This is a genomic window from Streptomyces sp. NPDC006372, from assembly GCF_040612515.1.
In the GTDB taxonomy this organism is placed as follows: Bacteria; Actinomycetota; Actinomycetes; order Streptomycetales; family Streptomycetaceae; genus Streptomyces.
The window spans coordinates 23,292-49,624 of the sequence record NZ_JBEXQJ010000019.1 but is presented as its reverse complement, the minus strand read 5'-3'; the positions used below and the strand labels follow the sequence as shown (position 1 = coordinate 49,624).

Sequence of the window (26,333 nt, the reverse complement as noted above, 5' to 3'; positions counted from 1 at the left end):
GAGGCGGCGTCCGTCACTTCTCCTCGGGCGGCTGCACCTCGCCGTTGACCTCGGTGGTCTTTCCGTGCCCGCTCTTCACGTGGGTGCTCTTCACATGGGTGCGCAGCCGGGCCGAGACGTCCTCCGGCGGCAGGAAGCGGGACCAGCGTTCCGGGAACTCGGAGGGCATGTCGGGGTCGGCCTCGCCCTGGGCGGCGGCGCGGGCCACGTACTCGGCGACCTGCGCCTGCCGCAGCCGCTCGTTGGCCTCGCGGGCCGCGGCCGTGGCGGCGGCCGGCCAGACCCGGTCGATGGCGGCGTTGACCGCGGCCCCCACGAGCACGGCGAACGCGGACACACCGATCCACAGGAGCACGGCGACGGGCGCGGCCAGGGAGCCGTAGATCGTGGGGCCCTCGACGGTGCTGGTCAGGTAGATCCGCAGCAGGAAGCTGCCGAGGACCCACATGCCGAGGGCGACGAGCGCGCCGGGCACGTCCTCGATCCAGGGGGAGCGGACGGGCACGGACACGTGGTACAGCGTCGTCAGGAAGGCGATCGACAGCAGTATCACCGTGGGCCAGTACAGGACCTGCACGACCGTCGTCGACCACGGCACGATCCGTACCACCGCGTCCGGCCCGGCCACCATCAGCGGCAGCGCGACCGAGCCGATCAGCAGGGCCACGATGAACAGCAGGAAGGCCAGCAGCCGGGTCTTGACGATGCCGCGGACGCCGTCGAGGCCGTACATGACGGTGATGGTGTCGATGAAGACGTTCACGGCGCGGGAGCCGGACCACAGGGCGAAGAGGAAGCCGATGGAGATGACGTCGGGCCGGCCGCCCTTCATCACGTCGTGCAGGATCGGGTCCGCGATCTCGTGGACGCCCCGGTCGGACAGGACCGTGCGGGAGGCTTCCAGGATGTTGGTCTGGAGGCTCTGGATGGTGTCGGCGCCGGTCCAGGCGTCGACGTAACCGAGCAGTCCGATCATGCTCAGCAGCAGCGGCGGCACCGACAGCAGCGTGAAGAACGCGGCCTCTGCCGCCAGGCCCAGGATGCGGTACTCGACGCAGGAGTTGACGGTGTCCTTGAGCAACAGCCAGGCGGTCCTGCGCTTGGAGACGTTCCGGTAGAGAGCCCGCGCCCGGTGGAGGCGTCCGGAGGGTGTGTCGGGGGTTTCACTTGCTGGCTGCACCCCCTAACGGTATCCGTCGTGCCCGACCCCACTCATCCACAGGCCCGGTCTTCCGCGTCCGGGTCCCGTTCGCTGGTGACCAAGGGGCTACCGCGGGGTACGTTCGCACCATGGCAGGCAGCACCCACACCGTCACGAACCAGGTCCCGCCGCTGGTCGGGTACGACGTCTTCACCGCCGACCGGGCCCTGACGGCCGCGGTCGAACGGCACCTGGATCCGGACCTGGGCGACGAGGTGCTGGGCGAGCTGTCGGCGCTCGGCCGCGCCTCCGGCTCCGCCCAGGTGCAGGAGTGGGGAGCTCATGCCAACGAGATCCCGCCGCGGCTGCGCACCCACGACCGGTACGGCAACCGGATCGACGAGGTCGAGTTCCATCCGTCCTGGCACCGCCTGCTCGGCAAGGGCGTCTCAGCCGGTCTCACGGCCGCCTGGACCCGGCCGGGCGGGCACGTGCGGCGGGCCGCGGCCTTCCTGGTGTGGACGCAGGTCGAGGCCGGCAACGGCTGTCCGCTGTCGATGACGCACGCGGCGGTGCCGGTCCTGCGCACGGACCCGGAGCTGGCCGCCGAGTGGGAGCCGCGGCTGACGTCCCAGACCTACGACCGTGGCCTCAGGCCCGCCCACCTCAAGGCCGGGGCGCTGTTCGGGATGGGCATGACCGAGAAGCAGGGCGGCAGCGACGTACGGGCGAACACCACGGCCGCGCGGCCGCTCGCCGAGGCCGGGACGTACGAGCTGACCGGGCACAAGTGGTTCTGCTCGGCGCCGATGTCCGACGGTTTCCTGGTGCTGGCGCAGGCTCCGGGCGGGCTGACCTGCTTCCTGGTGCCGCGGGTGCTGGCGGACGGCACCCGCAACGTGTTCCTGATCCAGCGGCTCAAGGACAAGCTGGGCAACCGGTCGAACGCCTCCGCCGAGGTCGAGTTCGAGGGTACCTGGGCGCGCCGGGTCGGCGAGGAGGGGCGCGGGGTGCGCACCATCATCGAGATGGTGGCGGCGACCCGGCTCGACTGCGTGCTCGGCTCGGCGGGGCTGATGCGGCAGGCCGTGGCGCAGGCGGTGCACCACTGCACTCACCGCGAGGCGTTCGGCGGGAAGCTCGTCGACAAGCCCCTGATGCGCAATGTCCTGGCCGACCTGGCGATCGAGTCGGAGGCGGCGACGACCCTGGCGCTGCGGCTCGCGGCGGCCTACGACGAGGGCGGCGAGCAGGAGCGGGCACTGCTGCGGATCGCGGTGCCGACGGCCAAGTACTGGGTGACCAAACGGTGCCCGGCGGTGGCGGTGGAGGCGGCGGAGTGCCTCGGCGGCAACGGGTACGTCGAGGAGTCCGGGCTGCCCCGGCTGGTGCGCGAGTCGCCGCTGAACTCGATCTGGGAGGGCGCGGGCAACGTCCAGGCCCTCGACGTGCTGCGGGCGTTGCAGCGGGAGCCGGGGGCGCTCGACGCGTATCTGCGGGAGGTCGGGCAGGCGCGCGGCGCCGATCACCGACTCGACGGGGCGATCAAGAATCTGCTGACCGAACTCGCCGACCTGGAGGGCGTGGAGGGGCGGGCGCGGCGGCTGGCGGAGCGGCTGGCGCTGGTGCTCCAGGGGTCGCTGCTCGTCCGGTTCGCGCCGCCGGAGGTGGCCGACGCGTTCTGCGCGGCACGGCTGGGCGGCGACGGGGGCACGGCGTTCGGGACGCTGCCGCACACCCTGGACCTGGCGTCGGTGGTGGAGCGGGCCCGGCCGGTGTCCTGACCCGGCGCGTTTCGCAGCGGGGGTGGTGCTGCGCCGACACGGCACCACCCCTGCCGCACTGGCCCGTTCGAGCCACTGAACGCCGCTCGGGACGGCGCCGCTCAAGTTTCAGCCACGGCCGGGCTGTCCACCAGGGTTGCAAGGGGTTGCAAGTTGCTGCTGACTGTGTGCGGAGTGTGCGCGCTCCCCGGGGGCAGGCGGCACTATGAGACGGACAGTCAGGAAAGGGCTTCCGGGGGGACACGCCTATGGACGTCACACACCTCGCCGCCGTGGACGCCACCCGTGCGGCCCGGGTGCTCGACGAGGTCCGCGCCGCCCGGCTGGCCGGGCAGCCCTCCCCGGTGGCGCCGCGTCGGGTGATCCAGCAGTCCTGGGAGCGCATGCTGCGCAGCGGGGTGGACCCGGACCACGATTTCCGGTCCGGTCTGCTGTCCCGCGAGGAGGTGCAGCGGCGGCGTGAGGCGTCGGCTTTGCGCCATGTGCTGCCGGTGCTGCGGGAGGGACTGCTGGCGGCCGCGGACGTCGCCCACCACATCATGGTGGTCGCCGACGAGGAGGGCCGGGTGCTGTGGCGCGAGGGCAGCCCGCCCGTGCTCCGCAAGGCCGACGGGCTCGGCTTCGAACTCGGCGCGGACTGGCGCGAGGACGTCGTCGGGACGAACGGGGTGGGCACCCCGGCGGTGGTGCGCCGGCCCGTGCAGGTGTTCGCCGCCGAGCACTTCGTGCGGTCCCAGGCCGGCTGGACCTGCGCCGGCGCTCCCCTGACGGATCCGCGGGACGGCCGGCTGCTCGGCGTGGTGGACGTGAGCGGACCGCTGGAGACGATGCACCCGGCCACGCTCGCCTGGGTCGACTCGGTGGCCAAGCTCGCCGAGGCCCGGCTGCGGGAGATGCACGGGGAGTCGCTGGAGCGGCTGCGCGCGGTGGCGGCGCCGGTGCTGGCCCGGCTCGACGGGCGCGCCCTGGTCGTCGACGCGGACGGGTGGACCGCCGCCGTGAGCGGGATGCCGTACACGCGGCGGGTCGCTCTGCCGAAGTCGCTGTCGCCGGGTGCGAGACGGCTGCCCGTGCTCGGGCCGTGCTCGGTGGAGCCGCTGGCCGGCGGGTGGCTGCTGCGGGCGGCCGTCGACGAGCCGGTGCCGCGCGGGGCCAGCAGGATCGTGCTGGACCTGAGGCGGGCCCGCGGATGGTCGGTCGAGGTGTCCGGTGGCGCGGGCTCCTGGACCCGTGAACTGACTCCCCGCCACGCCGAGCTGCTCTGCCTGCTCGCCGTGCACCGCACCGGCCGTACCGCTTCGGCCCTGGCGGGTGACCTGTTCGGCGACCCGGCCCGCACCGTGACGGTGCGGGCCGAGATGTCCCGGGTGCGGCGCTACCTCGGCGCGTTCCTGGAGCACCGGCCGTACCGCTTCGCCGAGGACACCGAGGTCGAGGTCCTGTTCCCGGAGGATCCGCGCGATCTGCTGCCGTACTCCACGGCACCGGCGATGAGCGGGCTGCGGACGACCGCGGCGATGCCCTGAGGTTCACACTCGGGTGCCGTCCGGCGGTCCTCAGGGTGCATCTTTCGCATATTTGCGGGGTCTTCGTCCGCCACCCCGCCCACCTGCCGTAGCATCCCCTTACGGGCCACCCCACCTGCTCCTCCGTCAACGTACGGATCATCAGGCGCAGTTGGTCCGCCTCGGGAGGACGTTATGAAGCATCGCGGCAGACACCGGCGGCGCAGACGGGGCAGGGCGCTGCGCGCGACCCTGGCCGGGACGGCCCTCGCGCTCACCGCCGCCGCCACGTTGATCAGCGCTTCGCAGGCCACGGTCGCCGACGCCCCCGGGGCACTGAAGCCGATCGGCGGGTCCGCCGAGGCCGGGGGGCTGCCGCTGGCCGAGCACCGCGTGCCCGAGCGGTGGCTCGACCGGCTCGCCTCGTCGATGGGCCGTCCCGTCGGCGTCGGCACGGTACTGGACAGCGCCGACCGCACCCTGCGGGACGCGGTCGACTGCTCGACCGCCGAGAAGCACGCCCTGCCGGTGGAGCCGGCGGCCACCCGCGCGTACTGCTTCGGCGGCGCCGACACCCGGGGCTGGCGGCCCGGCGCGGTCACCACCTCGGGGGACGCCGACGACGACGGCCGCTGGGGCGGGAACCGCGTGATCCTCTCCGGCTGGACCCGCGGGGCCGAGGGCGGCTCGATGGACGGTCCGGCTCCCGAGCGGGGTCTCGCCAAGGTCGCCTTCGTCGACGCCGACGACCTCGGCCGGCCCCGCTACACCTGGGCGCTGCTGGCCGTCCCGGTGGACGGCGGCCGGGACTACCGGGGGCTGGTCTCCTCGCTGTCCGGCATGGTCTGGTACCAGGACAAGCTGCTGGTGACGACCCGCGAGGGCGACCGGAACGCGCTCTACGTGTACGACATGGACCGCATCCAGCGCGCCACCGTCGACTCCGACGCGGTCGGCCGGGTACGGGGCGGCTGGGCGGCGCACGGCTACCGGTACGTCCTGCCCGCCGTCGGCTCGTACGCCCTGCCCGCCGGCGACGACGTGCCGCACCCGGCCGCCGTCTCCCTCGACCGCAGCACCACCCCCGACAGTCTGGTCGCGAGCGAGTGGGTGTCGGCGGACAGCGACCGGCAGACCCGGCTGTGGCGATACGCGCTGAGCCGGGAACCGGGCCGGTCCGGTCTGCTCGCCACCGGGTCCTCCGGACGCGCGGACCCGGTCGAGGCGTACGAGACGAGGACGGCCGACGTGCGGGGTGTGCTGTCGTACCGCTCGCACTGGTACATCGACCGCGCCGCCGACCGGCCGGCCGGGCACGGGACGCTGTGGCGCCAGGACCGGGACGGCGCGCGGGCGACGGAGTGCGGGACCGACGAGACGCGCCAGTGCTGGAGCGGCGGATCGGGGTCGCTGTCCTACTGGCAGGCGACCGGCGAGGTCTGGTCGCAGTCCGGGCGGATGCTGTTCGCACTGCCGCTGGCGTCGGTCGACCGGGCGCTGGGCTGAGGCGGCGAAGCCTCCGGCCTCCACCGGCCTTTACCGGTCTCCGTCGACACGGCACCGGGCCGGATGATTTTCTGGCCCGCATGACCACCATCGCCGTGACCACTTGGTCCCTGGAGCAGACCGCGCCGACCGACCTGCTGTCGGCCGCCGCGCCGGAGGGGGACGTCCGGATCGTCCGCTCCGAGGTACCCTCGCCCGAGTTCAGCCGGTTCCTGTACGCCTCCGTCGGGGGTGACATCCTGTGGACGGACCGGCTGAGCTGGTCGTACGCGCGGTGGCTGGAGCACCTGGAGCGTCCGGGCGTCGAGACGTGGGTGGCGTACGACCGGGGCACGCCCGCGGGGTTCGTGGAGTTGGAGGCCCAGGACGACGCGGTCGTGGAGATCGTCTACTTCGGGCTGCTCCCCGCCTTCCGGGGCAGGCGCATCGGCGGCCACCTGCTGTCGTACGGCACCGCCCGCGCCTGGGACCTCGCGGACCGGTGGGCGGGGCTGACGCCGACGAAGCGGGTCTGGCTGCACACCTGCAGCAAGGACGGCGAGCACGCGATGGACAATTACCAGCGTCGCGGGTTCAAGCTGTTCGACACCAAGGTCGAGGAGGAACCGGACGTCGCGGCTCCGGGACCGTGGCCTGGGGCATTCCCCGTCTGACCTGTACGGACACCCCGTAGCGCCCGAATGTGACCAAGGACACCCACGTCTTGGATTTCGAGACACAGGTGTCCGAATCTTGGACGAAGCTGGACTGTGTCCAGATCGCCGTGACACGCTTCCGTCATGTCTGGAACTGGAATCGCCTTGGTGAGTCGACGGCACGTCGACCTCGGCCGCATGTCCAGCGCCATCTGTCCGGCGCACTGAGCGTACTCAGCCCGCGCCCGACACCCCCTTTTTCTCTCCTCATTCCTGCGCAATGACGCGCCCTATGCCCATGCGCCCGCGCGCGCAGGTCAGAGCCGCTTTCCCGCCTGTCCCGAAGGACGTATCAACCATGGCCGCCACCCCGCAGAAGCCTGCCGCCGCGACTCCCCGCCGCAAGGTGAGCCGTCACCGCGGTGAGGGTCAGTGGGCCGCGGGGCACTTCACCCCGCTCAACGGCAACGAGCAGTTCAAGAAGGACGACGACGGTCTCAATGTGCGGACACGCATTGAGACGATCTACTCCAAGCGGGGCTTCGACTCGATCGACCCGAACGACCTGCGCGGCCGGATGCGCTGGTGGGGCCTGTACACCCAGCGCCGCCCCGGGATCGACGGCGGCAAGACGGCGATCCTGGAGCCGGAGGAGCTGGACGACGAGTACTTCATGCTGCGCGTCCGCATCGACGGCGGCGCGCTGACCACCCAGCAGCTGCGGGTCATCGGTGAGATCTCCCAGGAGTTCGCGCGCGGCACGGCCGACATCACCGACCGGCAGAACGTCCAGTACCACTGGATCCGGATCGAGGACGTGCCCGAGATCTGGAACCGGCTGGAGGGCGTCGGCCTGTCGACGGTCACCGCCTGCGGCGACACCCCGCGTGTGATGATCGGCTCGCCCGTCGCCGGGATCGCCGCGGACGAGATCATCGACGCCACCCCGGCGCTGGAGGAGATGAAGCGCCGCGTCCTGAACAACCAGGCGTACTCGAACCTCCCGCGGAAGTTCAAGACCGCGATCTCGGGCTCGCCGGTGCTGGACGTGGTGCACGAGATCAACGACGTGGCGTTCGTCGGCGTCGTGCACCCCGAGCACGGCCCGGGCTTCGACGTGTGGGTCGGCGGCGGCCTGTCCACCAACCCCAAGCTGGGCGTGCGCCTCGGCGCCTGGGTGCCGATCGACGAGGTGCCGGACGTCTACGAGGGCGTCCTGTCGATCTTCCGTGACTACGGCTACCGCCGGCTGCGCAACCGCGCCCGCCTGAAGTTCCTCGTCGCCGACTGGGGCGCGGAGAAGTTCCGGCAGGTGCTGCAGGACGAGTACCTGAAGCGCGAGCTGGTCGACGGCCCGGCCCCCGAGCAGCCGTCCCAGCAGTGGCGCGACCACATCGGTGTGCACCGGCAGAACGACGGCCGGTTCTACGTCGGCTTCGCCCCGCGCGTGGGACGCGTGGACGGCGCGACCATCACGAAGATCGCCGACCTCGCCGAGGCCCACGGCTCGGGCCGGGTGCGCACCACCGTCGAGCAGAAGATGATCGTCCTCGATGTCGAGGAGGACAAGGTCGAGTCGCTGGTCGAGGGCCTGGAGGCGCTCGACCTCACCGCCCGGCCGTCCTCCTTCCGGCGCGGCACGATGGCCTGCACCGGCATCGAGTTCTGCAAGCTCGCCATCGTCGAGACCAAGCAGCGCGGTTCGCAGCTGATCGACGAACTGGAGCGGCGCCTGCCGGACTTCGACGAGCCGCTCACGATCAACCTCAACGGCTGCCCGAACGCCTGCGCCCGTATCCAGGTCGCGGACATCGGTCTCAAGGGTCAGCTGGTCGTCAACAGCGAGGGTGAGCAGGTCGAGGGCTACCAGGTGCACCTGGGCGGCGCGCTGGGCCTGGAGGCCGGGTTCGGCCGCAAGGTGCGAGGCCTCAAGGTCACGTCCGACGAGCTGCCCGACTACATCGAGCGCGTCCTGAAGCGCTTCGAGGCGGAGCGCGAGGACGGCGAGCGGTTCGCCACCTGGGCGGCCCGGGCCAGCGAGGAGGCCCTGTCGTGAGCGAGCGCGCCGCGCCCTTCTACTGCCCTTACTGCGGGGACGAGGACCTGCGTCCGAGCGAGGAGAAGCACGGCGCCTGGGAATGCGCGGCGTGCAGTCGGGCCTTCCAGCTGAAGTTCCTCGGGCTGCTGGCCCAGGGAGTGAAGCGATCCGAGACCGGAGGGGCACAGATATGACGACGGCTCAGGAAGAGCGCACGACCGACGAGCTGAAGGCGCTCGCCGAGCAGGCGGGCCGCGACCTGGAGGACGCCTCCGCGCTGGAGATCCTCCAGTGGGCCGCCGAGACGTTCGGCAAGCGCTTCTGCGTGACCTCCTCGATGGAGGACGCGGTGGTCGCCCACCTCGCCTCCCGCGCCATGCCCGGCGTGGACGTCGTGTTCCTCGACACCGGCTACCACTTCGAGGAGACCATCGGCACCCGTGACGCGGTCGACGCCGTGATGGACGTCAACGTCATCACGCTCACGCCCCGCCAGACGGTCGCCGAGCAGGACGCGGAGTACGGCCCGAAGCTGCACGACCGCAACCCCGACCTGTGCTGCAAGCTGCGCAAGGTGCAGCCGCTGGAGGAGGGCCTGAAGGACTACCAGGCCTGGGCGACCGGTCTGCGCCGCGACGAGTCCCCGACCCGGGCGAACACCCCGGTGGTCGGCTGGGACGAGAAGCGGCAGAAGGTCAAGATCTCCCCGATCGCCCGCTGGACCCAGGACGACGTGGACGCCTACGTCACCGAACACGGTGTCCTGACGAACCCGCTGCTGATGGACGGCTACCCCTCCGTCGGCTGCGCCCCCTGCACCCGCCGGGTGCTGGAGGGCGAGGACACGCGCGCCGGCCGCTGGGCGGGCCGCAGCAAGACCGAGTGCGGACTGCACGGATGACCGCGACGATTCAGACGACGATTCAGGAGAGCGACGTGACGACCGGAGCCACCGTCTGGCTCACGGGTCTGCCGAGTGCCGGCAAGACCACCATCGCCCACGAGCTGGCCGGCCGGCTGCGCGCCGAGGGCCACCGCGTCGAGGTGCTCGACGGCGACGAGATCCGCGAGTTCATCTCGGCGGGCCTCGGCTTCAGCCGCGAGGACCGGCACACCAACGTGCAGCGCATCGGCTTCGTCGCCGAACTGCTCGCCCGCAACGGCGTGCTGGCCCTCGTCCCGGTCATCGCGCCCTACCAGGACAGCCGCGAGGCGGTGCGCAAGCGGCACCAGGCGAACGGCACCGCCTACCTGGAGATCCACGTGGCGACTCCGGTCGAGGTGTGCAGCGAGCGGGACGTGAAGGGCCTGTACGCCAAGCAGGCCGCGGGCGAGCTCAAGGGGCTCACCGGCGTCGACGACCCGTACGAGACGCCCGAGTCGCCCGACCTGCGCATCGAGTCGCAGAACCAGACCGTGCAGGAGTCCGCGGCGTCCGTGTACGCCCTGCTCAGCGAAAGGGGACTGGCATGACGACGACCGTCGCCACTGTTGCCGGGGACACCGACAGCCCGTACGCGCTCTCCCACCTCGACGCCCTCGAGTCCGAGGCCGTGCACATCTTCCGCGAGGTGGCGGGCGAGTTCGAGCGGCCGGTGATCCTGTTCTCCGGCGGCAAGGACTCCATCGTCATGCTGCACCTGGCGCTGAAGGCCTTCCGGCCGGCGTCGGTGCCGTTCTCGCTGCTGCACGTGGACACCGGGCACAACTTCCCCGAGGTCCTCGACTACCGGGACCGTACGGTCGCCGAGCACGGGCTGCGGCTGCACGTCGCCTCCGTGCAGGACTACATCGACCGCGGTGTGCTCAAGGAGCGCCCGGACGGCACCCGCAACCCGCTGCAGACGCTGCCGCTGACCGAGAAGATCCAGGCGGAGAAGTTCGACGCCGTCTTCGGCGGCGGACGCCGCGACGAGGAGAAGGCACGGGCCAAGGAGCGGGTGTTCTCGCTGCGCGACGAGTTCTCCCAGTGGGACCCGCGCCGCCAGCGCCCCGAGCTGTGGAACCTGTACAACGGCCGGCACGCCCCCGGCGAGCACGTCCGGGTGTTCCCGCTGTCCAACTGGACGGAGCTGGACGTGTGGCAGTACATCGCCCGCGAGGGCATCGAGCTGCCGCAGATCTACTACGCGCACGAGCGCGAGGTGTTCCAGCGCGCCGGCATGTGGCTGACCGCCGGCGAGTGGGGCGGGCCGAAGGACGGCGAGACCGTCGAGAAGCGCCTGGTGCGCTACCGCACGGTCGGTGACATGTCCTGTACCGGGGCCGTCGACTCCGAGGCCGACACCATCGAGAAGGTGATCGTCGAGATCGCCGCCTCCCGGCTCACCGAGCGCGGCGCCACCCGCGCCGACGACAAGATGTCCGAAGCCGCGATGGAAGACCGCAAGCGCGAGGGGTACTTCTAGAGATGAGCACCATCACGACCGAGGAACTCTCGGAGACCACCCTGCTGCGGTTCGCCACCGCGGGTTCCGTCGACGACGGCAAGTCCACCCTGGTGGGCCGGCTGCTGCACGACTCCAAGTCGGTCCTCACCGACCAGCTGGAGGCTGTGGAGCGCGCCTCCGCGAGCCGGGGCCAGGAGGCGCCGGACCTCGCGCTGCTGACGGACGGTCTGCGGGCCGAGCGGGAGCAGGGCATCACCATCGACGTGGCGTACCGCTACTTCGCCACGCCGCTGCGGCGGTTCATCCTCGCCGACACCCCCGGCCACGTGCAGTACACGCGGAACATGGTCACCGGCGCCTCCACGGCCGAGCTGACGGTCATCCTGGTCGACGCCCGCAACGGCGTCGTCGAGCAGACCCGTCGGCACGCCGCCCTCGCCGCCCTGCTGCGCGTCCCGCACGTGGTCCTCGCGGTCAACAAGATGGACCTCGTCGGCTACGAGGAGAAGGTGTTCGCGAAGATCGCCGAGGAGTTCACGGCGTACGCGACGGAGCTGGGCGTCCCCGAGGTCACCGCGATCCCGATCTCGGCGCTCGTCGGTGACAACGTCGTGGAAGCGTCCGCGAACATGGACTGGTACGGCGGCCCGACCGTGCTGGAGCACCTGGAGACGGTGCCGGTCAGCCACGACCTGAGCCACTGCCACGCCCGGCTGCCCGTGCAGTACGTGATCCGGCCGCGGAACGCCGAGAACCCGGACTACCGGGGGTACGCCGGTCAGATCGCCGCCGGTTCCTTCCACGTCGGCGAGGAGGTCACCGTCCTGCCCTCGGGCCGCACCTCGAAGGTCTCCGGCATCGACCTGCTGGGCGAGCCGGTCGACGTCGCCTGGACGACGCAGTCGGTGACCCTCCTGCTGGAGGACGACATCGACATCTCGCGCGGCGACCTGATCGTGCCCACCAAGGACGCGCCCGCGACCTCGCAGGACATCGAGGCGACCGTCTGCCATGTCGCGGACGCCCCGCTGACCGTCAACCACCGGGTGCTGCTGAAGCACGGCACGCGCACGGTCAAGGCGATCGTCAAGGACATCCCGTCCCGGCTCACGCTCGACGACCTGTCCCTGCACCCGCATCCGGGACAGCTCGTCGCCAACGACATCGGCCGGGTGAAGATCCGTACCGCCGAGCCGCTGCCGGTCGACTCCTACTCCGACTCGCGGCGCACCGGCTCCTTCATCCTGATCGACCCCAACGACGGCCAGACCCTCACCGCGGGCATGGTCGGCGAGTCCTTCGCCTCCCCGGAGCCCGTCAAGGACGAGGCCGAGGACGACGGGTGGGACTTCTGACATGAACTCCCCCGACTTCTACTCCTCGTTCGCGAAGGAGGGCGGCCGCGTCGGCAGCGGTGCTCTCGGCAGCGGGCAGGGCGGAGTGGCGCGATGTGTGCGTTGACGTACGCGCACTGCCTGCGCGCCCTCACCCCCCACCGCCGTAGACGAAAACCTGCCGACCTCCCGGCCACGACCTGAAAGACCGTGACCGCCGGGCCTGGCGAGAGGACCACCTCCCGTGCCTGCATCATCCGCTCTGCGCCGCAGCTTCGCGGTCATCGCCGCACTTCCCCTGCTCACGCTGGCCGCCTGCGGCTACGGCTCCCAGTCCAAGGACGACGGTGCCGCCAAGGTCGCCGCCGGGGCGAAGAAGATCGACGGTCTCGACAGCGTCAAGATCGGCTACTTCGGCAACCTCACCCACGGCACCGCGCTGGTGGGCATGCAGAAGGGCTTCTTCCAGAAGGCCCTCGGCGCCACCAAGGCCGACCCGGCCATCTTCAACGCCGGGCCCTCGGAGATCGAGGCGCTCAACTCGGGGTCCATCGACATCGGATGGATCGGCCCGTCCCCCGCGATCAACGGCTACACCAAGTCCGCGGGCAAGAACCTGCGCATCATCGGCGGTTCGGCGTCCGGCGGGGTGAAGCTCGTCGTCAACCCGGACAAGATCAAGTCGCTGAAGGACGTCAAGGGCAAGCGGATCGCCACCCCGCAGCTCGGCAACACGCAGGACGTGGCGTTCCTCAACTGGGCCGCGGAGCAGGGCTGGAAGGTCGACCCGCAGAGCGGCAAGGGTGACGTCACGGTCGTCCGCAGCGACAACAAGGTCACCCCGGGCGCCTACAAGGCCGGGTCGATCGACGGCGCGTGGGTGCCGGAGCCGACCGCGTCGAAGCTGGTCGCCGAGGGTGGCAAGGAGCTGCTCGACGAGTCGACGCTGTGGCCGGACAAGAAGTTCGTGATCACGAACATCATCGTGCGACAGGACTTCCTGAAGGAGCACCCGAAGGTCGTCGAGGCGGTGCTGAAGGGCTCCGTCGAGACCAACAAGTGGATCAACGCCAACCCGGACGCGGCGAAGGCGGCGGCGAACAAGCAGCTGGAAATCGACTCCGGCAAGGCACTGCCCGCCGACGTGCTCGACCCGGCGTGGAAGTCGATCCGCTTCACCGACGACCCGCTGGCCTCCACCCTCAACACCGAGGCGGAGCACGCCGTGAAGGCGGGGCTGCTGCAGAAGCCCGACCTGAAGGGCATCTACGACCTCGCGCCGCTGAACAAGGTCCTCAAGGCCGAGGGCGAGCCCGCGGTCGACGACGCCGGTCTCGGCGCGAAGTAAGCCCGCATCCCGAAGCCGCACTGTGAAGAGTTCCCAGGAGGTGACGACCATGGCCACGACCCTCGCCAAGGCCGCCGACCGCACCGAGTCGGTCACGCACGCCGCCCGGATCGAACACGTTTCGAAGTCGTTCGCGGGCCCCGCCGGGCAGCAGCTCGTCCTGGACGACATCACCCTCGATGTCGCGCCCGGCGAGTTCGTCACCCTCCTGGGGGCCTCGGGCTGCGGCAAGTCCACGCTGCTCAACCTGGTGGCCGGCCTGGACCGGCCCACCGCCGGCGAGATCACCACGGACGGCCGCCCGGCGCTGATGTTCCAGGAGCACGCGCTGTTCCCGTGGCTGACCGCGGGCAAGAACATCGAACTCGCGCTGAAGCTCCGGGGCGTGCCGAAGCCCGATCGGCGCGGCAAGGCCGAGGAGCTGCTCGAACTGGTACGCCTGAAGGGCGCGTACGGCAAGCGGGTGCACGAGCTGTCGGGCGGTATGCGGCAGCGTGTCGCGCTGGCCCGCGCGCTCGCCCAGGAGAGCAAGCTGCTGCTGATGGACGAGCCGTTCGCCGCGCTCGACGCCATCACGCGGGACGTCCTGCACGACGAGCTGACACGCATCTGGCGCGAGACGGAGGTGTCCGTCCTGTTCGTCACGCACAACGTGCGCGAGGCGGTGCGGCTCGCCCAGCGCGTGGTGCTGCTGTCCTCCCGCCCGGGGCGGGTCGCCCGCGAGTGGACCGTCGACATCCCGCATCCGCGCCGCATCGAGGACACCGCCGTGGCGGAGCTGTCCGTCGAGATCACCGAAGAACTTCGTGGGGAGATCCGCCGTCATGGCCAGCACTGATTCGACGACCGTCGCCAAGGACGGCAACGATCTCGCCGGGCTGGAGGCGGGCCTCGACGCGCTGGAGACGCGGCAGACGAGCCGGCCCCCGTTTCGGCAGACCTTCGTCGAGAAGATCCTGCCGCCCGTCATCGCCGTCGTGCTGGTGCTGGCGGTCTGGCAGGCCCTCGTCTCGTTCAAGGTCGTCGACGACCCGACCAAGCTGCCCGCGCCGTCCGACGTGTGGAACGTCGTCCACACCGCGTGGCTCCAGGGCGAACTGCTCGGCTACATCTGGACCAGCGTCTCGCGCGGTCTGCTCGGCTTCTGCTTCGCCCTGGTGATCGGCACGCCGCTGGGCCTGCTGGTGGCCCGGGTGAAGGTGGTGCGCGCGGCCATCGGCCCGATCCTGTCGGGTCTGCAGTCCCTGCCGTCGGTCGCCTGGGTGCCGCCCGCGGTGATCTGGCTGGGCCTGAACAACTCCATGATGTACGCGGTGATCCTGCTCGGCGCGGTCCCGTCGATCGCCAACGGTCTGGTGTCGGGTGTCGACCAGGTGCCGCCGCTGTTCCTCCGGGCGGGCCGCACGATGGGCGCGACCGGGTTGAAGGGCACCTGGCACATCGTCCTGCCCGCCGCCCTGCCCGGGTATGTGGCGGGTCTGAAGCAGGGCTGGGCCTTCTCCTGGCGCTCCCTGATGGCCGCGGAGATCATCGCGTCCTTCCCCGACCTCGGTGTCGGCCTCGGTCAGTTGCTGGAGAACGGCCGCAACGCCAGCGACATGGCCATGGTCTTCGAGGCCATCCTGCTCATCCTGATCGTCGGCATCGCCATCGACCTGCTGATCTTCAGCCCCCTGGAGCGGTGGGTGCTGCGCAGCCGCGGCCTGCTGGTGAAGAGCTGAGTTCCATGATCGACAAGCCTGTCCTCCTCGTCATCGCCCACGGCAGCCGCGACCCGCGGCACGCCGCGACGGTGCACGCCCTCGTACGCCGGGTGCGCTCCCTGCGCCCCGACGTACGGGTGGAGACCGGCTTCCTGGACTTCAACGTGCCGTCGGTGCAGGGGGTGCTGGAGTCCCTGGCGACGCAGGGCGTCCGGAACGTGGTGGCCCTGCCCCTCCTGCTGACCCGGGCGTTCCACGCGAAGGCGGACATCCCGGCGGTCCTCGCGGACGCGCCCCCGCAGCTGCGCATCCACCAGGCGGAGGTCCTGGGCCCCTCGCCGCTGCTGCTGTCCGCGCTGGAGCGACGGCTGTACGAGGCGGGCCTGTCCCCCGCCGACAAGTCCTCGACCGGGGTCGTCCTGGCCTCGGCGGGGTCCACCGACCCGGAGGCGATCGCAGTGATCGCAGAAATCGCGCGGGAGTGGCGGCACACCGGTTGGTGCGCCGTGCGGCCTGCGTTCGCCTCCGCATCTCTCCCGCGCACGGAGGACGCCGTCCGCGAACTCCGCGCACTCGGCTGCTCGCGGGTGGCGGTCGCCCCCTACGTCCTGGCCCCCGGCTTCCTCCCCGACCGCATCGCCCGGGGCGCGGCGGAGGCGGACGTCCTGGCGGACGTCCTGGGCCCGGCGCCGGAGGTGGCGCGGGTGGTGCTGGAGCGGTACGAGGCGGCACGGGTACCGGCGTTGGCGGCCGTGAGCGCCTGACCGACCAGGTGGCCGACGTCCGGGGCGACGGTCACGCGGCGGCCTCCGGCTCCGGCTGGAGGGCGAAGGAGTACGGGGCCCAGGGGCCGGTGAGCTCCACGCGGAGGCCCGGGATGCCCTGGGCGGCCGCGAGGAGGCTGGTGCGGAAGGCGTCGACGCGGTCGGCGGGGACGAGGTAGGCGTCGTTGCCCACGTTGGTGCCGGAGGCCGAGCCTGCCAGGCTGCCGCGCTCCGGGGTGTGGGCCACGCGGTCGACGGCGAGGGCGCCGGCCGTCTCGGTGAGGTGGGCGGCGGCCTGGGCGACCGTGCGCCACGCTTCCTCGTTGCGGCGCTGTCTGCGGCGGCGGATCGCCAGGTAGGCACGGCCGACCCCGAGGCCCGTGGCCGGCTCCTGCGCGTTGCCGGCCTCGGCCTCGGGCGGTGTGACGTCCGGCGTGGCGTAGATCTTGACGCCGAGTTCGACATGGCCGGTGAGGCGGTCCAGGAGGGACAGGAAATACGTGCGGCGGGTGTCGAGGGCCTGCCGGGCGCTGTCCTCGTCGTGGTAGACGGTGGCGAGGCGCAGCGGCAGCACGGCGGCGCCGCCGGCGACGAGTGCGGCGACCACGGCGTGGTGGGAGCGGACCGTGGCCTCCAGCCAGTCCAGGTCGTCGAGGTGGGCCTTCAGGGGCGCCTCGTCGTAGTCGGTGGCCGGGACCCGGCCGACGGCGAAGGCCAGTCGTGGGGCGGGGTCCGTCGGCTCCACCAGGTGGATCCGGTCCCCGGCGACCCCGCGCAGGTCCGCCACCGCCGCGGCGGCCTCGGGGGTGCGGCGCAGGACCGCGTAGGCGTAGACGAGGTCGGGGTCGGTCATGGCTCCGGGCTCCTGTCGGCCGCCTTGAGGGCGGCGATCTCGGCGCGCAGACGTTCGTTCTCGTCGGCCAGGGACCGCTCGGAGCGGGCGGCCCGGGAGGAGAGGGAGGGGTCGTGTTCCCACCAGTCGATGCCCATCTCCTTCGCCTTGTCGACGGAAGCGACGAGCAGGCGCAGCTTGATGGTGAGCAGTTCGATGTCGAGCAGGTTGATCCGGATGTCGCCGGCGATGACCACGCCCTTGTCGAGGACCCGTTCGAGGATGTCGGCGAGGTTGGCGGACTGGGCGCCGGGCGCGTGGCCGTAGGAGGAGGGAAGGCGGGAGGCTTGGTTGAGTCCGCCTGCCGCCGAGGGGGCCGGGTGGGTCATGGTCGGGGGGCTCGCCTTCGGGCGGTGATCTCGTCGAGTCGGTCCAGCAGTTCGTCCTCGCGGCGGTCGTACTCGTCCTCGCCGATCCGGCCCTCCAGCAGGGCGCGTTCCAGTTCGACGAGGGCCTGCCGGACGGGGGCCGGGTCGTAGTACTGCGCCTCGGCGGCGCTCTGGAGCTGCTCGGCGGCCCAGAGGGTGGTGCGCAGGGGCGCGAGCGGGAGGGCGAGGATGCCGGTGAGCAGACCCATGGCCGATCCCCGTCAGGCGGCGAAGCTGTAGGGGGGCAGAGGGCCGCGCAGCCGGAAGTCGTAGGCGGCGCCGTAGTCGTGGGCCAGGGCCTGGCCGGCGGCGCTGAACTCGTCGGCGCGGGCCCGTTCGACGAGGAACGACACGTTGAGGAAGTCGTCCTTGGACGGGTCGGCCACGACACTGGCCCGGGCTATCCCGGACAGCCTCCCGACGATCTCTTCGGCCTGCCGCCGCTGCCGGGCGTCGACCTGCCGGGCCACCAGTTCGCCGAGGGCGAGGCGGTCCTCGTAGGTTCCGGTGCCGTCGCGGGTGCACTGGTTGAGCCGGCGGGCCTCCTCGGATCCGTCGAGCACCTCGCGCAGCAGGTCGTCCTGGGAGCGGGCGGCCTTGAGGTTGAATTCGGCGGTGCCGTGCAGTTCGCCGAGCCTGCGGGCGTAGTCGTCGCGCTTCGACTCCAGGGCCGTTCTGACGGCGGTGTCGTCCGGGGCGAGCAGTCCGAACCGCATGGGCAGGACCGAGCCGTCGGCCATGAGGCGTTCCTGGAGCTCCTGGTGGGCGCCGAGGTCGCGCCGCTTGGGGCGCAGGTCGGGCGGAGCGGCGCTGACCACGGCGGCGAGCGGGCCGTGGACGACGGCGCGCGGGGGTTCGTCCGTCCCGCCGACGGTGCGCAGGCCGTCGAGCCGCAGGGGGTGGTCGGCGCGGGTGACGGCGTAGACGTAGACGCCGCTCACCGCTCGTCCTCCCGGTCCTTGTCGTCGCGGTCGAAGATGTCGCCGATCGCGTCGATGGCGCCGCCGATCGCGCCGCTGGTCTTGCCCCGTGCTCCGCTCTCGACGAGGTTGCCGACGATGTCGGTGAGCTTGTCGGGGGCCTTGCGCCCGGCCTCCAGGTCGAGGCGGTTGCAGGCCTCGGCGAAGCGGAGGTAGGTGTCGACGCTCGCGATGACGATGCGAATGTCGATCTTCAGGATCTCGATGCCGACCAGTGAGACCCGCACGAACACGTCGATGACGAGCCCGCGGTCCAGGATCAGTTCGAGGATGTCGAAGAGGCCGGCGGTCCCCGAACCGCTGGAGGTGGCGGCGGGTTGGATCCCGCCGGACTGCGTCATGACGGTCACGGTGCGTTTCCTCTCGCGAAGGTCCGTTCTCGTGCCGCCCGTAGGTACGGGGGTGGTGGCGGGCGTGTTCACGTGAACACCAAAAACGGTTGCCGGGAACGGGAGTTGAGAGGAGACGGGGGTGCTAGCGCTGCCGGTCGAGCTGGCCACGGGCGTAGCGGCGCACCCTTTCGTAGCCCATGAGCCGGCCCCGCGGGTCCAGGGTGACGCGGTACGTCGCCATGATGGTCATGGTGTCGGGGACCCGCTCCAGCTCCACCACCTCCACGTCGGCCGTCCAGCCGTCCGGGGCGGGGCGGACGGCGGAGACGGAGTCGGGGGTGGTGCCGAGCAGCTCCGCGAGCTGGGCGGCGGCGCCACGCATGGCCTGCAGGGCCGTCAGCCGCTCGGGAGGCGTCGTGTCGTGATCAGTGCTCGTCATGGTCCTACCGTGCCAAGTCCGAGGCACGGGTGGGGGGTGAATCGGCCAGACGCCTACCCCGGCCGTTCGCTGAACGGTGTCGCCTGGTGGAAGTAGAGCAGCCACCGGCCGTCCGTCCGCCGCCACAGCGAACTGCGGTGCGCGCGGCTGCCGTCGTACTCGGTGTCGTAGGTGAGGTGGACCAGCTCCGGGGCGAGCTGTACGCCTCTCATGGCGGAGACGGCGACGGGCCGGGAGCCCGGGCCGGTGGTCGCGGCCAGGGAGGCGATGATGGCGGCCCGGCTCCAGTGCCGGCCGGAGGCGCCGAACTCGTGGAAGTCGGGGTGCAGCAGCGCTCCGACCCTGTCGGGCGAGCTGCGGATCTTCGGGGTGAGGAGGGCCAGTTCAAGCTCCATGGCGGCCTCGACGGCCGCGTCGCGCTCAGACACCCGTCAGCTCCACCAGTTTGACGACGGTGTTCCAGTTGCGGGTCGTGGCGATCACGCCCTTGTTGATGCGGGGTTTGGCCAGGTGTTCGGCCAGTTTGGAGCGGCCGAGGCCGTTCGGGGCGTACAGGTACAGGGCGCGGTCGCCGAGGCGGAACTCCTCGGGGAGGTAGGCGGCCTGGTCGATCTCCGCGAAGCGCTCGGGGCCCACGGGCGCCGAGAAGTAGGTGACGTGGAGCTGCTTGGGCTCCAGGTCGGCGGCCGGGAACGGGCAGGCGTCGGCGATCGCCTTCAGATAGGCGTGGTCGCGCACGATCACGTCGACGCCGAACCCGAAGTGCTGTTCGAGGGCGTGCGCGATCTCGGCGGCCAGCGACTCCTCGTCGCCGCGGCCGGAGGAGAACACGGCCTGGCCGCTCTGGAGGTGCGTGGTCACGTCCTTGTGGCCGAGACCCGCCAGGAGGGTGCGCAGATCGGCCATCGGGACTTTCCTGCTGCCGCCCACGTTGATCCCGCGCAGCAGCGCCGCGTACTTCGTCGTCATCCGCACACGATAGGACGGCCGTCGTGCCCCGTGGGGGTGGGCACGACGGCCGGTGGGCTGCTGCCCGGCCCCGTAAATTACTCATGGGTCACTGTGGGGCACAACCGTCTGCCCAGGATCCACACAGCCGAGGAGCCCGGTATGTCCCCCTTGGGGTCCGGATGGGCGCGACCCGATAGATGTAAGGGCCCGCCGTCCTTTCCGGTCCTCCCCAGTGGGGAGGGAGTGCGGGCCCACTCACGTGAGGCGGCGCACGTGCAGGACGTCCTCGTCGCAGCGCAGGATCTCCAGCTCCCGGTCCGGGCGGGCGCCGTCGAAGGTGAGCGCGATGTGACGGTCCGCCACGAGCCGCCAGCGTCCGGGCACGGCGTCGGGCGCGTCCCCGCGTCCCAGCGGGTGGTCGACGAAGGCGCCGTCGGGCGCGAACCGCATGCCCCGGCGTCCGCGCGCCGGCGGGAAGGGGTAGTCGTCCGGCCGGTACACCCGTACGTCGTCGTGGTCCTCCTCGAAGGAGTGGAACCAGGAGCGGAACAGGCTCGACGGAGGCTCTCGCATGGACGGGCCACCTCACTCGCTCAAAGCTGCCCAAATTGCCGGTATTGCACCCTAGTGACTAGGATTATCAGTGTATGGGTTCGGAGGGAACGGGCAACCGGCCACTCCGCCCGGATGTCGCCCGGCCCCCGCGGCGCGTTCCAGACGCGCAGTTCCGCAGCCGCGAGCGCGGCACACCCTCAGCTCCCCCGAGGGGCAGTCATGTCCGATGCTCAGTCCTATCTTCGCGCCACCTCCGCCGAGTACAGCCGCTGGTGCGGCGCCATGGAGGTGCACCGCAGACTCCTCAGCCTGAACCCCGAGTACGCCGAGAACCGCACCCTGATCGAGAACGCCGCGTTCACCTACGAGTCGACGGAGCAGGTCTCCGCCCGGCAGAGCATCGTCGACATCCCGGTCGTGGTGCACGTCGTGCACAACACCCCGGAGCAGAACGTCGGCGACGTCCAGATCCACAGTCAGATCGCGGTGCTCAACCAGGACTTCCGGGCGGGCAACCCGGATGTCGGCAAGGTTCCCGCGACCTGGCAGGACCTGGTGGCCGACGCCCGCATCCAGTTCCACCTCGCCCGCACCGACCCGCTGGGCCGCCCCACCGACGGCATCACACGGACCCAGACCTCGAACGCCGACTGGGACACGGACGACCTGGTCAAGTTCAGCCTGAGCGGGGGGCACGACGCCTGGCCCGCGGACGTCTACCTGAACCTCTGGGTCTGCCGGCTGCGCCGCGGACTGCTGGGCTACGCCCAGTTCCCGGGCGGCGCCGCCTCCACGGACGGAGTGGTCATCACGTACTCCGCCTTCGGGAACACCGGCACCGCCACCGCTCCGTTCGACGGCGGCCGCACGGCCGTGCACGAGATCGGGCACTGGCTGAACCTGCGGCACATCTGGGGCGACGACGACGAGGGGTGCAGCGGCAGCGACTTCGTGTCGGACACCCCCAACCAGGGCGGGCCGAACCTCGGCTCCCCCAGCTTCCCCCATGTGACGTGCAACAACGGGCCGAACGGCGACATGTTCATGAACTACATGGACTACACCGACGACGCCGCGATGTTCATGTTCACCAAGGGGCAGGCGGCACGCATGGACGCCGCGCTCGACCATGCCCGCTCGCCCCTGACCCGCCAGGCCGTCGCGGTGTGAGGGCGTGACGGCCCGGCACGGGGCGGTCGCCCCGGCGGAGCGGGGCGACCACCCCGACTAGTGCTGACGGGCGCGCAGTTCGGCCTCGATGAGGTCCGCCGCGCGGTGTGTGCCGCCCTCCTCGGTCATCTGGCCCTGGATCGCCTTCAGCCGGCGCGCGACCTCCGGGTCGCCCACGAGGGCCAGGGCGGCTTCGCGCAGGGCCTCGGCGGTCGCCTCCTCCGTGGGGAGGTGCCGGGCGACGCCCAGGCTCTCGAGGACGGCCGCGTTGCCGAACTGGTCCGCGGCCTGCGGGACGGCGATCATCGGCGTGGCGGTGGCGAGGCCCTCCTGGCTGCCGCCCGCGCCCGCGTGCGTGACGAACAGATCGGCCTGCTTGAGGATCGTCAACTGAGGCACCCAGGACCGCACCTCGACAGTGCCGGGTACGTCCGCGAACTCGGCCGGGTCGATGTGCTTGCCGATCGAGAGCACCAGGTGCCAGCCCGGCAGGTCGCCGAACGCCTTGACGCACTCCCGGTAGAAGCCGGGCTGCTTGGTGAAGGCCGACCCGAGGGAGACGAGCGCGACCTTCTCGGCACCGGCCGGCCGCCGCCAGTCGCCCTCGGCGGTCCGGTCGCCCTGGCAGGCTCCGACGAAGGAGTACACGCTCTCGTCGACCCGGTCCGCGTTCGGCTGGAGCGCCCTGGGGATCAGGACGATCGAGCGGTCGGGCCGGCCGCCGAACTCGTCGGGGTGCACGGTGATCCCGTTCTCCCCCAGCCAGGCCTGGAAACGGGCGAAGTAGGCGCGGCCCCGCTCGGTCTCCTTCGGCTCCGCCCACATGGGCTCGGCGACCTCCTTCTCGTACCCCTCCCAGGCGACCATGGCCGGTGACAGGGAGATCGCGGGAACGCCCCAGCGGTGGGCGAGCACGCGGGCCGGGTACGAGGCGATGTCGTGCAGCACGAGGTCCGGCGCGTCGCCCTCGTACGCGTCGATCAGCTGCGGCAGGGCCTGGATCGCGTCCTCGAGGAACGGCTCCACGTTGTCCAGGAGTGTGGTCCCCCACGCCGACGGGTCGTCGTCGGGCGAGGGCAGTGTCGAGTTCCACGGCTTCACCTCGGCGCCGGTCGCCGCGACCTTCTCGGCGAAGACCGGCGGGATCGCGTACGTCACCCGGTGCCCCCGCGCCACGAGCTCGCGGATCACCTCGAGACTCGGGTTCACGTGCCCGTGAGCGGCGATGGAGAACATGGCGATATGAGCGCGACTGGTCATGCGCAGACCGTACGCGAGACGAGACGTCTCGTGCAAGCTCCTTCTGTTCATGCGGCCAGCTCCTCGTGCAGTCGCAGCCACCGCCCGGGCGTCACCTCGCCCACGAGCACCCCTGGATCCAGCCGCGCGGCCCGGAACGCGGCGTCCACCCGCCGCCTCGGGTGGGCCCGCCGCAAGGAGGCGTGCAGCGAACCCCCGACCCCGGAGAAGCCCAGCTCGACCAGGCACCGCCAGCTCCGGTACGCGGTGTCGTCGAGCAGCGGCGTGGCACGCCGTTCGATGCGCACCACCCCGGCGTCCACGCGGGGGACGGGCCGGAAGGCGCGCCGGCCGACCCGGTCGAGCAGCCGCCACTCGTAACGGGGCCAAGTCCGGACCGTCAGCAGCGTCCAGTTGCCGTAGTCCCCCGTGCGTTTGCGGGCGTACTCGAGCTGGGTGAGCAGGGTGGCGTCGGTGAGGGCGGGAGCGCGCAGGCACCAGTCGACGACGGCGGCGGTCCGGGAGAACGGCACGTTCCCGGCGACCGAGAAGGGCGTGCGTGGCGGGTGCCCGGCGAGGAAGTCCCCGTGTACGACGCGCACGTGTGGCGTGCCGGAGAGGCGGCCGCGCAGGACGGGCACGAGCCGCGGGTCGATCTCGTACGCGCGCAGCTCCTGGCAGCGCCGGGCCAGTGGGAGGGTCAATGCGCCTTTGCCGGCTCCGACTTCGAGCAGCAGCGGGATCGGCCGGGCCTGAGGGACGGCGAGCCGGGCGAAGCGTTCGGCGGTGGCGCGGTCGGCGAGGAAGTTCTGCGAGAGAGCGCGGGAGGTCGCGGTGGGGCGGGCCATGGCCTGCGGTCCTTGTCTTCCGTGAGGTGGAAAAGGGCAGCCGAGGGCCCTGACCGGAAGACAGAGAAGAAAGGGAGAAGGAGCGCCGGCCTCGAAAGGCTCAGCGGGCGTGGCTCCCCGGGCCGGTCAGGGCTCCGGGGCCGCGGCGCACCCGTACGGCGTGCGCGCAGCCCTGGAGGTGACCGGAGATGCAGATCGCGTTGATACCCACGAGCGGCACGCTAGGTGGTCGCGTCGGCGACGCACAACGGGTTTTCGCCCGGGCCGGACGACGCGGCAACGGCTGCGCCGTCCCGCCGGTCATACGCCGTCGCGGGTGCGCCGCGGGTTGCGGCGGCCCGCAGGCGCGGCGGACGACGGCGACGCGGCCGGGCCGTGCTCGTGAGGGGATCGAAGCGCAAGGGCCTCGGGCCCGTGCCCTGTGGGTCGTTCCGGTGCGCCCGCCTTCCGGTTCCCGGGCAGCAGTGCCGCAGGGAGCAGGCCGAGGGCCGTGATCGCGGCCAGGGCGAGCAGGGCGGCGCCGGGGGAGGCGGCGGCGCCCAGGCTCGTAGCGACGGCGATGCCGAGGGTCGGGCCGATGTTCGTCGCCGTCTGCTTGAGCCCGCCGACGGCTCCGGCGTACTCGGGCGGCGCGTCGCCGACGACGGTCCCGGTGGCGGTGACCATGACGGCGGCGAACCCGGCACCGATCAGGGCGAAGACGGCACCCACCGGCCCCATCGCGCCGCTCGCGGACAGCTGTGCGAGCCCCGCGACGCCGAGCACGACCAGGAGCGTTCCGGTGACGGCGGTCGGTCGCGGACCCCACCGGACCAGGGCGGCGCTCGCCAGGGGCGACCCGAGCACCATCAGCACCGTGAGCGGCAGGACCCGCAGCCCGGTGGCGAGAGCGTCCAGGCGCAGGACGCCCTGGAGGAGGAACGTGGCGGTGAACAGGCTGCCGAACAGACCCGCGGTGGCGAGCAGGAGCAGCACCATCGAGGCCGTCACCGGAACCGACCGCGCCACGGCCGACGGCACGATCGGATGGGCGGCCCGGCGCTGGCTCAAGGCGAGAGCGGCCGCCAGGGCCGCCACGGCGGACAGTTCGAGCAGCGTGGGCGCGGCGGTCCAGCCGTGCGACGGGACGCCCGCCAGGGCGTGGACGAGGAGCGCGAGGGTGCCCGCCAGCAGTACCGCGCCGGTGAGGTCGAGCCGCTGCGGGGCCGGGCGCTCGGGGGCGGGAAGGCGGACCACGAGGGCGAGCAGCACCGCGGCGAGCACGATCGGGACGTTGAGCCAGAACACGGCCCGCCATCCGAAGTGCGCCACGAGGACTCCCCCGAGCACCGGGCCGCTCCCGGCGGCCACCGCGATCGCCCCGGTCCGCACGGCGACGGCCCGGCGGAGCTCCCGTTCCGGGTAGGCGAGCCGCAGCACCGCGAGTGTCGCCGGCTGGAGCAGGGCGCCGAACAGGCCCTGGAGCACGCGCAGGGCGATCACCCAGCCGACCGAGGGCGCGAGCGCGATCCCGGCGGAGGCGGCGCCGAAGCCGAGCAGACCGGTACGCAGCAGCCGCAGGTGCCCGTACCGGTCCCCCAGCCGGCCCGCGAGGACGAGCAGGGCGGCCACCGCGACGAGGTAGCCGGTGCTGGTCCACTGGACCTGTACGGGGCCGGCGGCGAGCGCGCGCTGCAGGCTGGGCTGTGCCACCAGCAGGACGGTGCCGTCCAGCGCGACGATCATCGCCCCGGCCGCGCTGACGAGGAGCGGAGCGGAGCGTCGCAGCCGCCCGGTCATGAGGCGGCCGGGCCGAGATGGGCGTCCAGCGCCGCTTCGACGATCCGGTCGGGGCTGTCGGCGGGCTGCTCGCCCGGACCGCCGCCGAGGGCGAGTTGCAGGCTGCCCCAGGACCACAGTTCGGCGATGCCGTGCAGATTCGACCAGAGGGCGGCCGCGGTGACGGGCGCCGGGACCTCCGTGGCCTTTCCCCGGCACCGGGCGACGAGCGTGACGACCCGCTCGAACATCGGAAGCGTCGCCTCCCGCAGCCGGGGCCCCGCCGGAGCCTCGCTCTGCCCGTCGCTGTCGAGGAGGTCATGACGGAACATCAACTCGAACATGCCACGCCGCTCCCGCGCATAGGCGACGTACACCCGCGCCAGTGCCGCCAACTGCGCACGCGGCGACGCGGATTCGGGCGTGGCCGCGACGGCCCGCGCGCCCAGTTCCTCGAAGCCCCGGCGGGCGATGGCCGACAGCAGTGCCCGGTGCGTCGGAAAGTACCGCCGGGGCGCGCCGTGCGACACACCCGCCCGGCGGGCGATCTCCCGCAGCCCGACCGAGCCGCTGCCCTCGGACAGCACCAGCTCCACCCCGGCATCGACCAGCCGCACCCGCAGCGTCCCCTCGGCGTCCATGTGACAGTGTCT

The 26,333-nt window shown here is 71.8% G+C and carries 30 protein-coding genes; 16 read left to right on the top strand and 14 right to left on the bottom strand.

The features are described from left to right. Positions 1-13: 13 nt before the first annotated feature. Positions 14-1,180 (bottom strand): YihY/virulence factor BrkB family protein, encoded by a 1,167-nt coding sequence (locus tag ABZ016_RS25540; protein ID WP_356919009.1) that lies wholly within the window; start codon positions 1,178-1,180, stop codon positions 14-16. A gap of 110 nt (positions 1,181-1,290) precedes the next feature. On the opposite strand from ABZ016_RS25540, the gene ABZ016_RS25535 reads away from it, so the two are divergent. The 15 genes from ABZ016_RS25535 (at position 1,291) to ABZ016_RS25465 (ending at position 16,148) form a co-directional block, all read left to right on the top strand. Then, on the top strand, positions 1,291-2,925 hold the full coding sequence (locus tag ABZ016_RS25535) for an acyl-CoA dehydrogenase family protein (protein WP_356919008.1): 1,635 nt from the start codon (positions 1,291-1,293) through the stop codon (positions 2,923-2,925). 248 nt (positions 2,926-3,173) lie between these two features. Next, positions 3,174-4,451, top strand: coding sequence for a GAF domain-containing protein (locus ABZ016_RS25530; protein WP_356919007.1), 1,278 nt, complete (start codon positions 3,174-3,176; stop codon positions 4,449-4,451). 174 nt (positions 4,452-4,625) lie between these two features. Beyond that, entirely contained in the window at positions 4,626-5,936 is a 1,311-nt protein-coding gene (locus tag ABZ016_RS25525; RefSeq protein WP_356919006.1) for a hypothetical protein, read from the top strand. 80 nt (positions 5,937-6,016) lie between these two features. Beyond that, on the top strand, positions 6,017-6,589 hold the full coding sequence (locus ABZ016_RS25520) for a GNAT family N-acetyltransferase (RefSeq protein WP_356919005.1): 573 nt from the start codon (positions 6,017-6,019) through the stop codon (positions 6,587-6,589). A 126-nt stretch (positions 6,590-6,715) separates the two neighbouring features. Further along, positions 6,716-6,799 (top strand): putative leader peptide, encoded by an 84-nt coding sequence (locus ABZ016_RS25515; protein WP_311241247.1) that lies wholly within the window; start codon positions 6,716-6,718, stop codon positions 6,797-6,799. 130 nt (positions 6,800-6,929) lie between these two features. Next, positions 6,930-8,627, top strand: coding sequence for a nitrite/sulfite reductase (locus ABZ016_RS25510; protein WP_356919004.1), 1,698 nt, complete (start codon positions 6,930-6,932; stop codon positions 8,625-8,627). Further along, positions 8,624-8,803, top strand: a complete 180-nt coding sequence (locus ABZ016_RS25505; RefSeq protein ID WP_356919003.1) for a hypothetical protein — start codon at positions 8,624-8,626, stop codon at positions 8,801-8,803. The genes ABZ016_RS25510 and ABZ016_RS25505 overlap by 4 nt, the downstream gene beginning before the upstream one ends. Further along, positions 8,800-9,510 carry a phosphoadenylyl-sulfate reductase gene (locus tag ABZ016_RS25500; protein ID WP_356919002.1) on the top strand — a complete coding sequence of 237 codons (711 nt, stop codon included), beginning with the start codon at positions 8,800-8,802 and terminating at the stop codon, positions 9,508-9,510. Before ABZ016_RS25505 ends, ABZ016_RS25500 begins: the two co-directional genes overlap by 4 nt. 35 nt (positions 9,511-9,545) lie before the next feature. Continuing rightward, entirely contained in the window at positions 9,546-10,082 is a 537-nt protein-coding gene (gene cysC / locus ABZ016_RS25495; protein ID WP_356919102.1) for an adenylyl-sulfate kinase, read from the top strand. Next, a complete protein-coding gene (cysD, locus tag ABZ016_RS25490; protein ID WP_356919001.1) occupies positions 10,079-11,017 on the top strand; it encodes a sulfate adenylyltransferase subunit CysD in 939 nt (312 codons plus the stop codon). Before cysC ends, cysD begins: the two co-directional genes overlap by 4 nt. A gap of 2 nt (positions 11,018-11,019) precedes the next feature. After that, positions 11,020-12,354 (top strand): GTP-binding protein, encoded by a 1,335-nt coding sequence (locus ABZ016_RS25485; RefSeq protein WP_356919000.1) that lies wholly within the window; start codon positions 11,020-11,022, stop codon positions 12,352-12,354. A gap of 223 nt (positions 12,355-12,577) precedes the next feature. Then, positions 12,578-13,681: an ABC transporter substrate-binding protein gene (locus ABZ016_RS25480; protein WP_356918999.1), complete on the top strand. Its 1,104-nt coding sequence runs from the start codon at positions 12,578-12,580 to the stop codon at positions 13,679-13,681. A gap of 49 nt (positions 13,682-13,730) precedes the next feature. Then, positions 13,731-14,519: an ABC transporter ATP-binding protein gene (locus ABZ016_RS25475; RefSeq protein ID WP_356918998.1), complete on the top strand. Its 789-nt coding sequence runs from the start codon at positions 13,731-13,733 to the stop codon at positions 14,517-14,519. Continuing rightward, positions 14,506-15,402, top strand: coding sequence for an ABC transporter permease (locus ABZ016_RS25470; protein ID WP_356918997.1), 897 nt, complete (start codon positions 14,506-14,508; stop codon positions 15,400-15,402). Before ABZ016_RS25475 ends, ABZ016_RS25470 begins: the two co-directional genes overlap by 14 nt. Before the next feature lie 5 nt (positions 15,403-15,407). Beyond that, on the top strand, positions 15,408-16,148 hold the full coding sequence (locus tag ABZ016_RS25465; RefSeq protein ID WP_356918996.1) for a sirohydrochlorin chelatase: 741 nt from the start codon (positions 15,408-15,410) through the stop codon (positions 16,146-16,148). A gap of 31 nt (positions 16,149-16,179) precedes the next feature. Here the strand turns inward: ABZ016_RS25465 and ABZ016_RS25460 are convergent, their stop codons facing one another. The 9 genes from ABZ016_RS25460 to ABZ016_RS25420 all read right to left on the bottom strand — a co-directional run bounded on the left by ABZ016_RS25460 (position 16,180) and on the right by ABZ016_RS25420 (position 20,683). After that, complete coding sequence (locus ABZ016_RS25460) at positions 16,180-17,001, bottom strand: GvpL/GvpF family gas vesicle protein (RefSeq protein WP_356918995.1); 822 nt, start codon at positions 16,999-17,001, stop codon at positions 16,180-16,182. Then, positions 16,998-17,369, bottom strand: coding sequence for a gas vesicle protein (locus ABZ016_RS25455; RefSeq protein WP_356918994.1), 372 nt, complete (start codon positions 17,367-17,369; stop codon positions 16,998-17,000). Before ABZ016_RS25455 ends, ABZ016_RS25460 begins: the two co-directional genes overlap by 4 nt. Continuing rightward, the gene (locus tag ABZ016_RS25450; protein ID WP_356918993.1) at positions 17,366-17,617 is read right to left on the bottom strand and encodes a gas vesicle protein GvpG; all 252 of its coding nucleotides are present in this window, start codon (positions 17,615-17,617) and stop codon (positions 17,366-17,368) included. The genes ABZ016_RS25455 and ABZ016_RS25450 overlap by 4 nt, the downstream gene beginning before the upstream one ends. Before the next feature lie 12 nt (positions 17,618-17,629). Further along, positions 17,630-18,349 (bottom strand): GvpL/GvpF family gas vesicle protein, encoded by a 720-nt coding sequence (locus ABZ016_RS25445; RefSeq protein WP_356918992.1) that lies wholly within the window; start codon positions 18,347-18,349, stop codon positions 17,630-17,632. Beyond that, positions 18,346-18,729, bottom strand: a complete 384-nt coding sequence (gvpJ, locus tag ABZ016_RS25440; RefSeq protein WP_086025191.1) for a gas vesicle protein GvpJ — start codon at positions 18,727-18,729, stop codon at positions 18,346-18,348. The genes ABZ016_RS25445 and gvpJ overlap by 4 nt, the downstream gene beginning before the upstream one ends. 133 nt (positions 18,730-18,862) lie before the next feature. Then, positions 18,863-19,159: a gas vesicle protein gene (locus ABZ016_RS25435; RefSeq protein WP_356918991.1), complete on the bottom strand. Its 297-nt coding sequence runs from the start codon at positions 19,157-19,159 to the stop codon at positions 18,863-18,865. 53 nt (positions 19,160-19,212) lie between these two features. Further along, positions 19,213-19,587, bottom strand: coding sequence for a nuclear transport factor 2 family protein (locus ABZ016_RS25430; RefSeq protein ID WP_356918990.1), 375 nt, complete (start codon positions 19,585-19,587; stop codon positions 19,213-19,215). Next, positions 19,580-20,128 carry a DUF1697 domain-containing protein gene (locus tag ABZ016_RS25425; RefSeq protein ID WP_356918989.1) on the bottom strand — a complete coding sequence of 183 codons (549 nt, stop codon included), beginning with the start codon at positions 20,126-20,128 and terminating at the stop codon, positions 19,580-19,582. Before ABZ016_RS25425 ends, ABZ016_RS25430 begins: the two co-directional genes overlap by 8 nt. Before the next feature lie 237 nt (positions 20,129-20,365). After that, on the bottom strand, positions 20,366-20,683 hold the full coding sequence (locus ABZ016_RS25420; protein WP_356918988.1) for a hypothetical protein: 318 nt from the start codon (positions 20,681-20,683) through the stop codon (positions 20,366-20,368). A gap of 201 nt (positions 20,684-20,884) precedes the next feature. Between ABZ016_RS25420 and ABZ016_RS25415 the strand changes: the two genes are divergently transcribed. Then, entirely contained in the window at positions 20,885-21,835 is a 951-nt protein-coding gene (locus ABZ016_RS25415) for a zinc metalloprotease (RefSeq protein ID WP_356918987.1), read from the top strand. A 57-nt stretch (positions 21,836-21,892) separates the two neighbouring features. On the opposite strand, the gene mgt is transcribed toward ABZ016_RS25415, so the two are convergent. From mgt to ABZ016_RS25395, 4 genes are all read right to left on the bottom strand, one after another. After that, positions 21,893-23,146 (bottom strand): macrolide-inactivating glycosyltransferase, encoded by a 1,254-nt coding sequence (mgt, locus tag ABZ016_RS25410; RefSeq protein WP_356918986.1) that lies wholly within the window; start codon positions 23,144-23,146, stop codon positions 21,893-21,895. Next, positions 23,143-23,922 carry a 23S rRNA (adenine(2058)-N(6))-methyltransferase Erm(O) gene (erm(O), locus tag ABZ016_RS25405; protein WP_356918985.1) on the bottom strand — a complete coding sequence of 260 codons (780 nt, stop codon included), beginning with the start codon at positions 23,920-23,922 and terminating at the stop codon, positions 23,143-23,145. Before erm(O) ends, mgt begins: the two co-directional genes overlap by 4 nt. Before the next feature lie 300 nt (positions 23,923-24,222). Beyond that, a complete protein-coding gene (locus tag ABZ016_RS25400) occupies positions 24,223-25,701 on the bottom strand; it encodes an MFS transporter (RefSeq protein WP_356918984.1) in 1,479 nt (492 codons plus the stop codon). After that, a complete protein-coding gene (locus ABZ016_RS25395) occupies positions 25,698-26,321 on the bottom strand; it encodes a TetR/AcrR family transcriptional regulator (RefSeq protein ID WP_356918983.1) in 624 nt (207 codons plus the stop codon). The genes ABZ016_RS25400 and ABZ016_RS25395 overlap by 4 nt, the downstream gene beginning before the upstream one ends. Between the last annotated feature and the right edge of the window lie 12 nt (positions 26,322-26,333).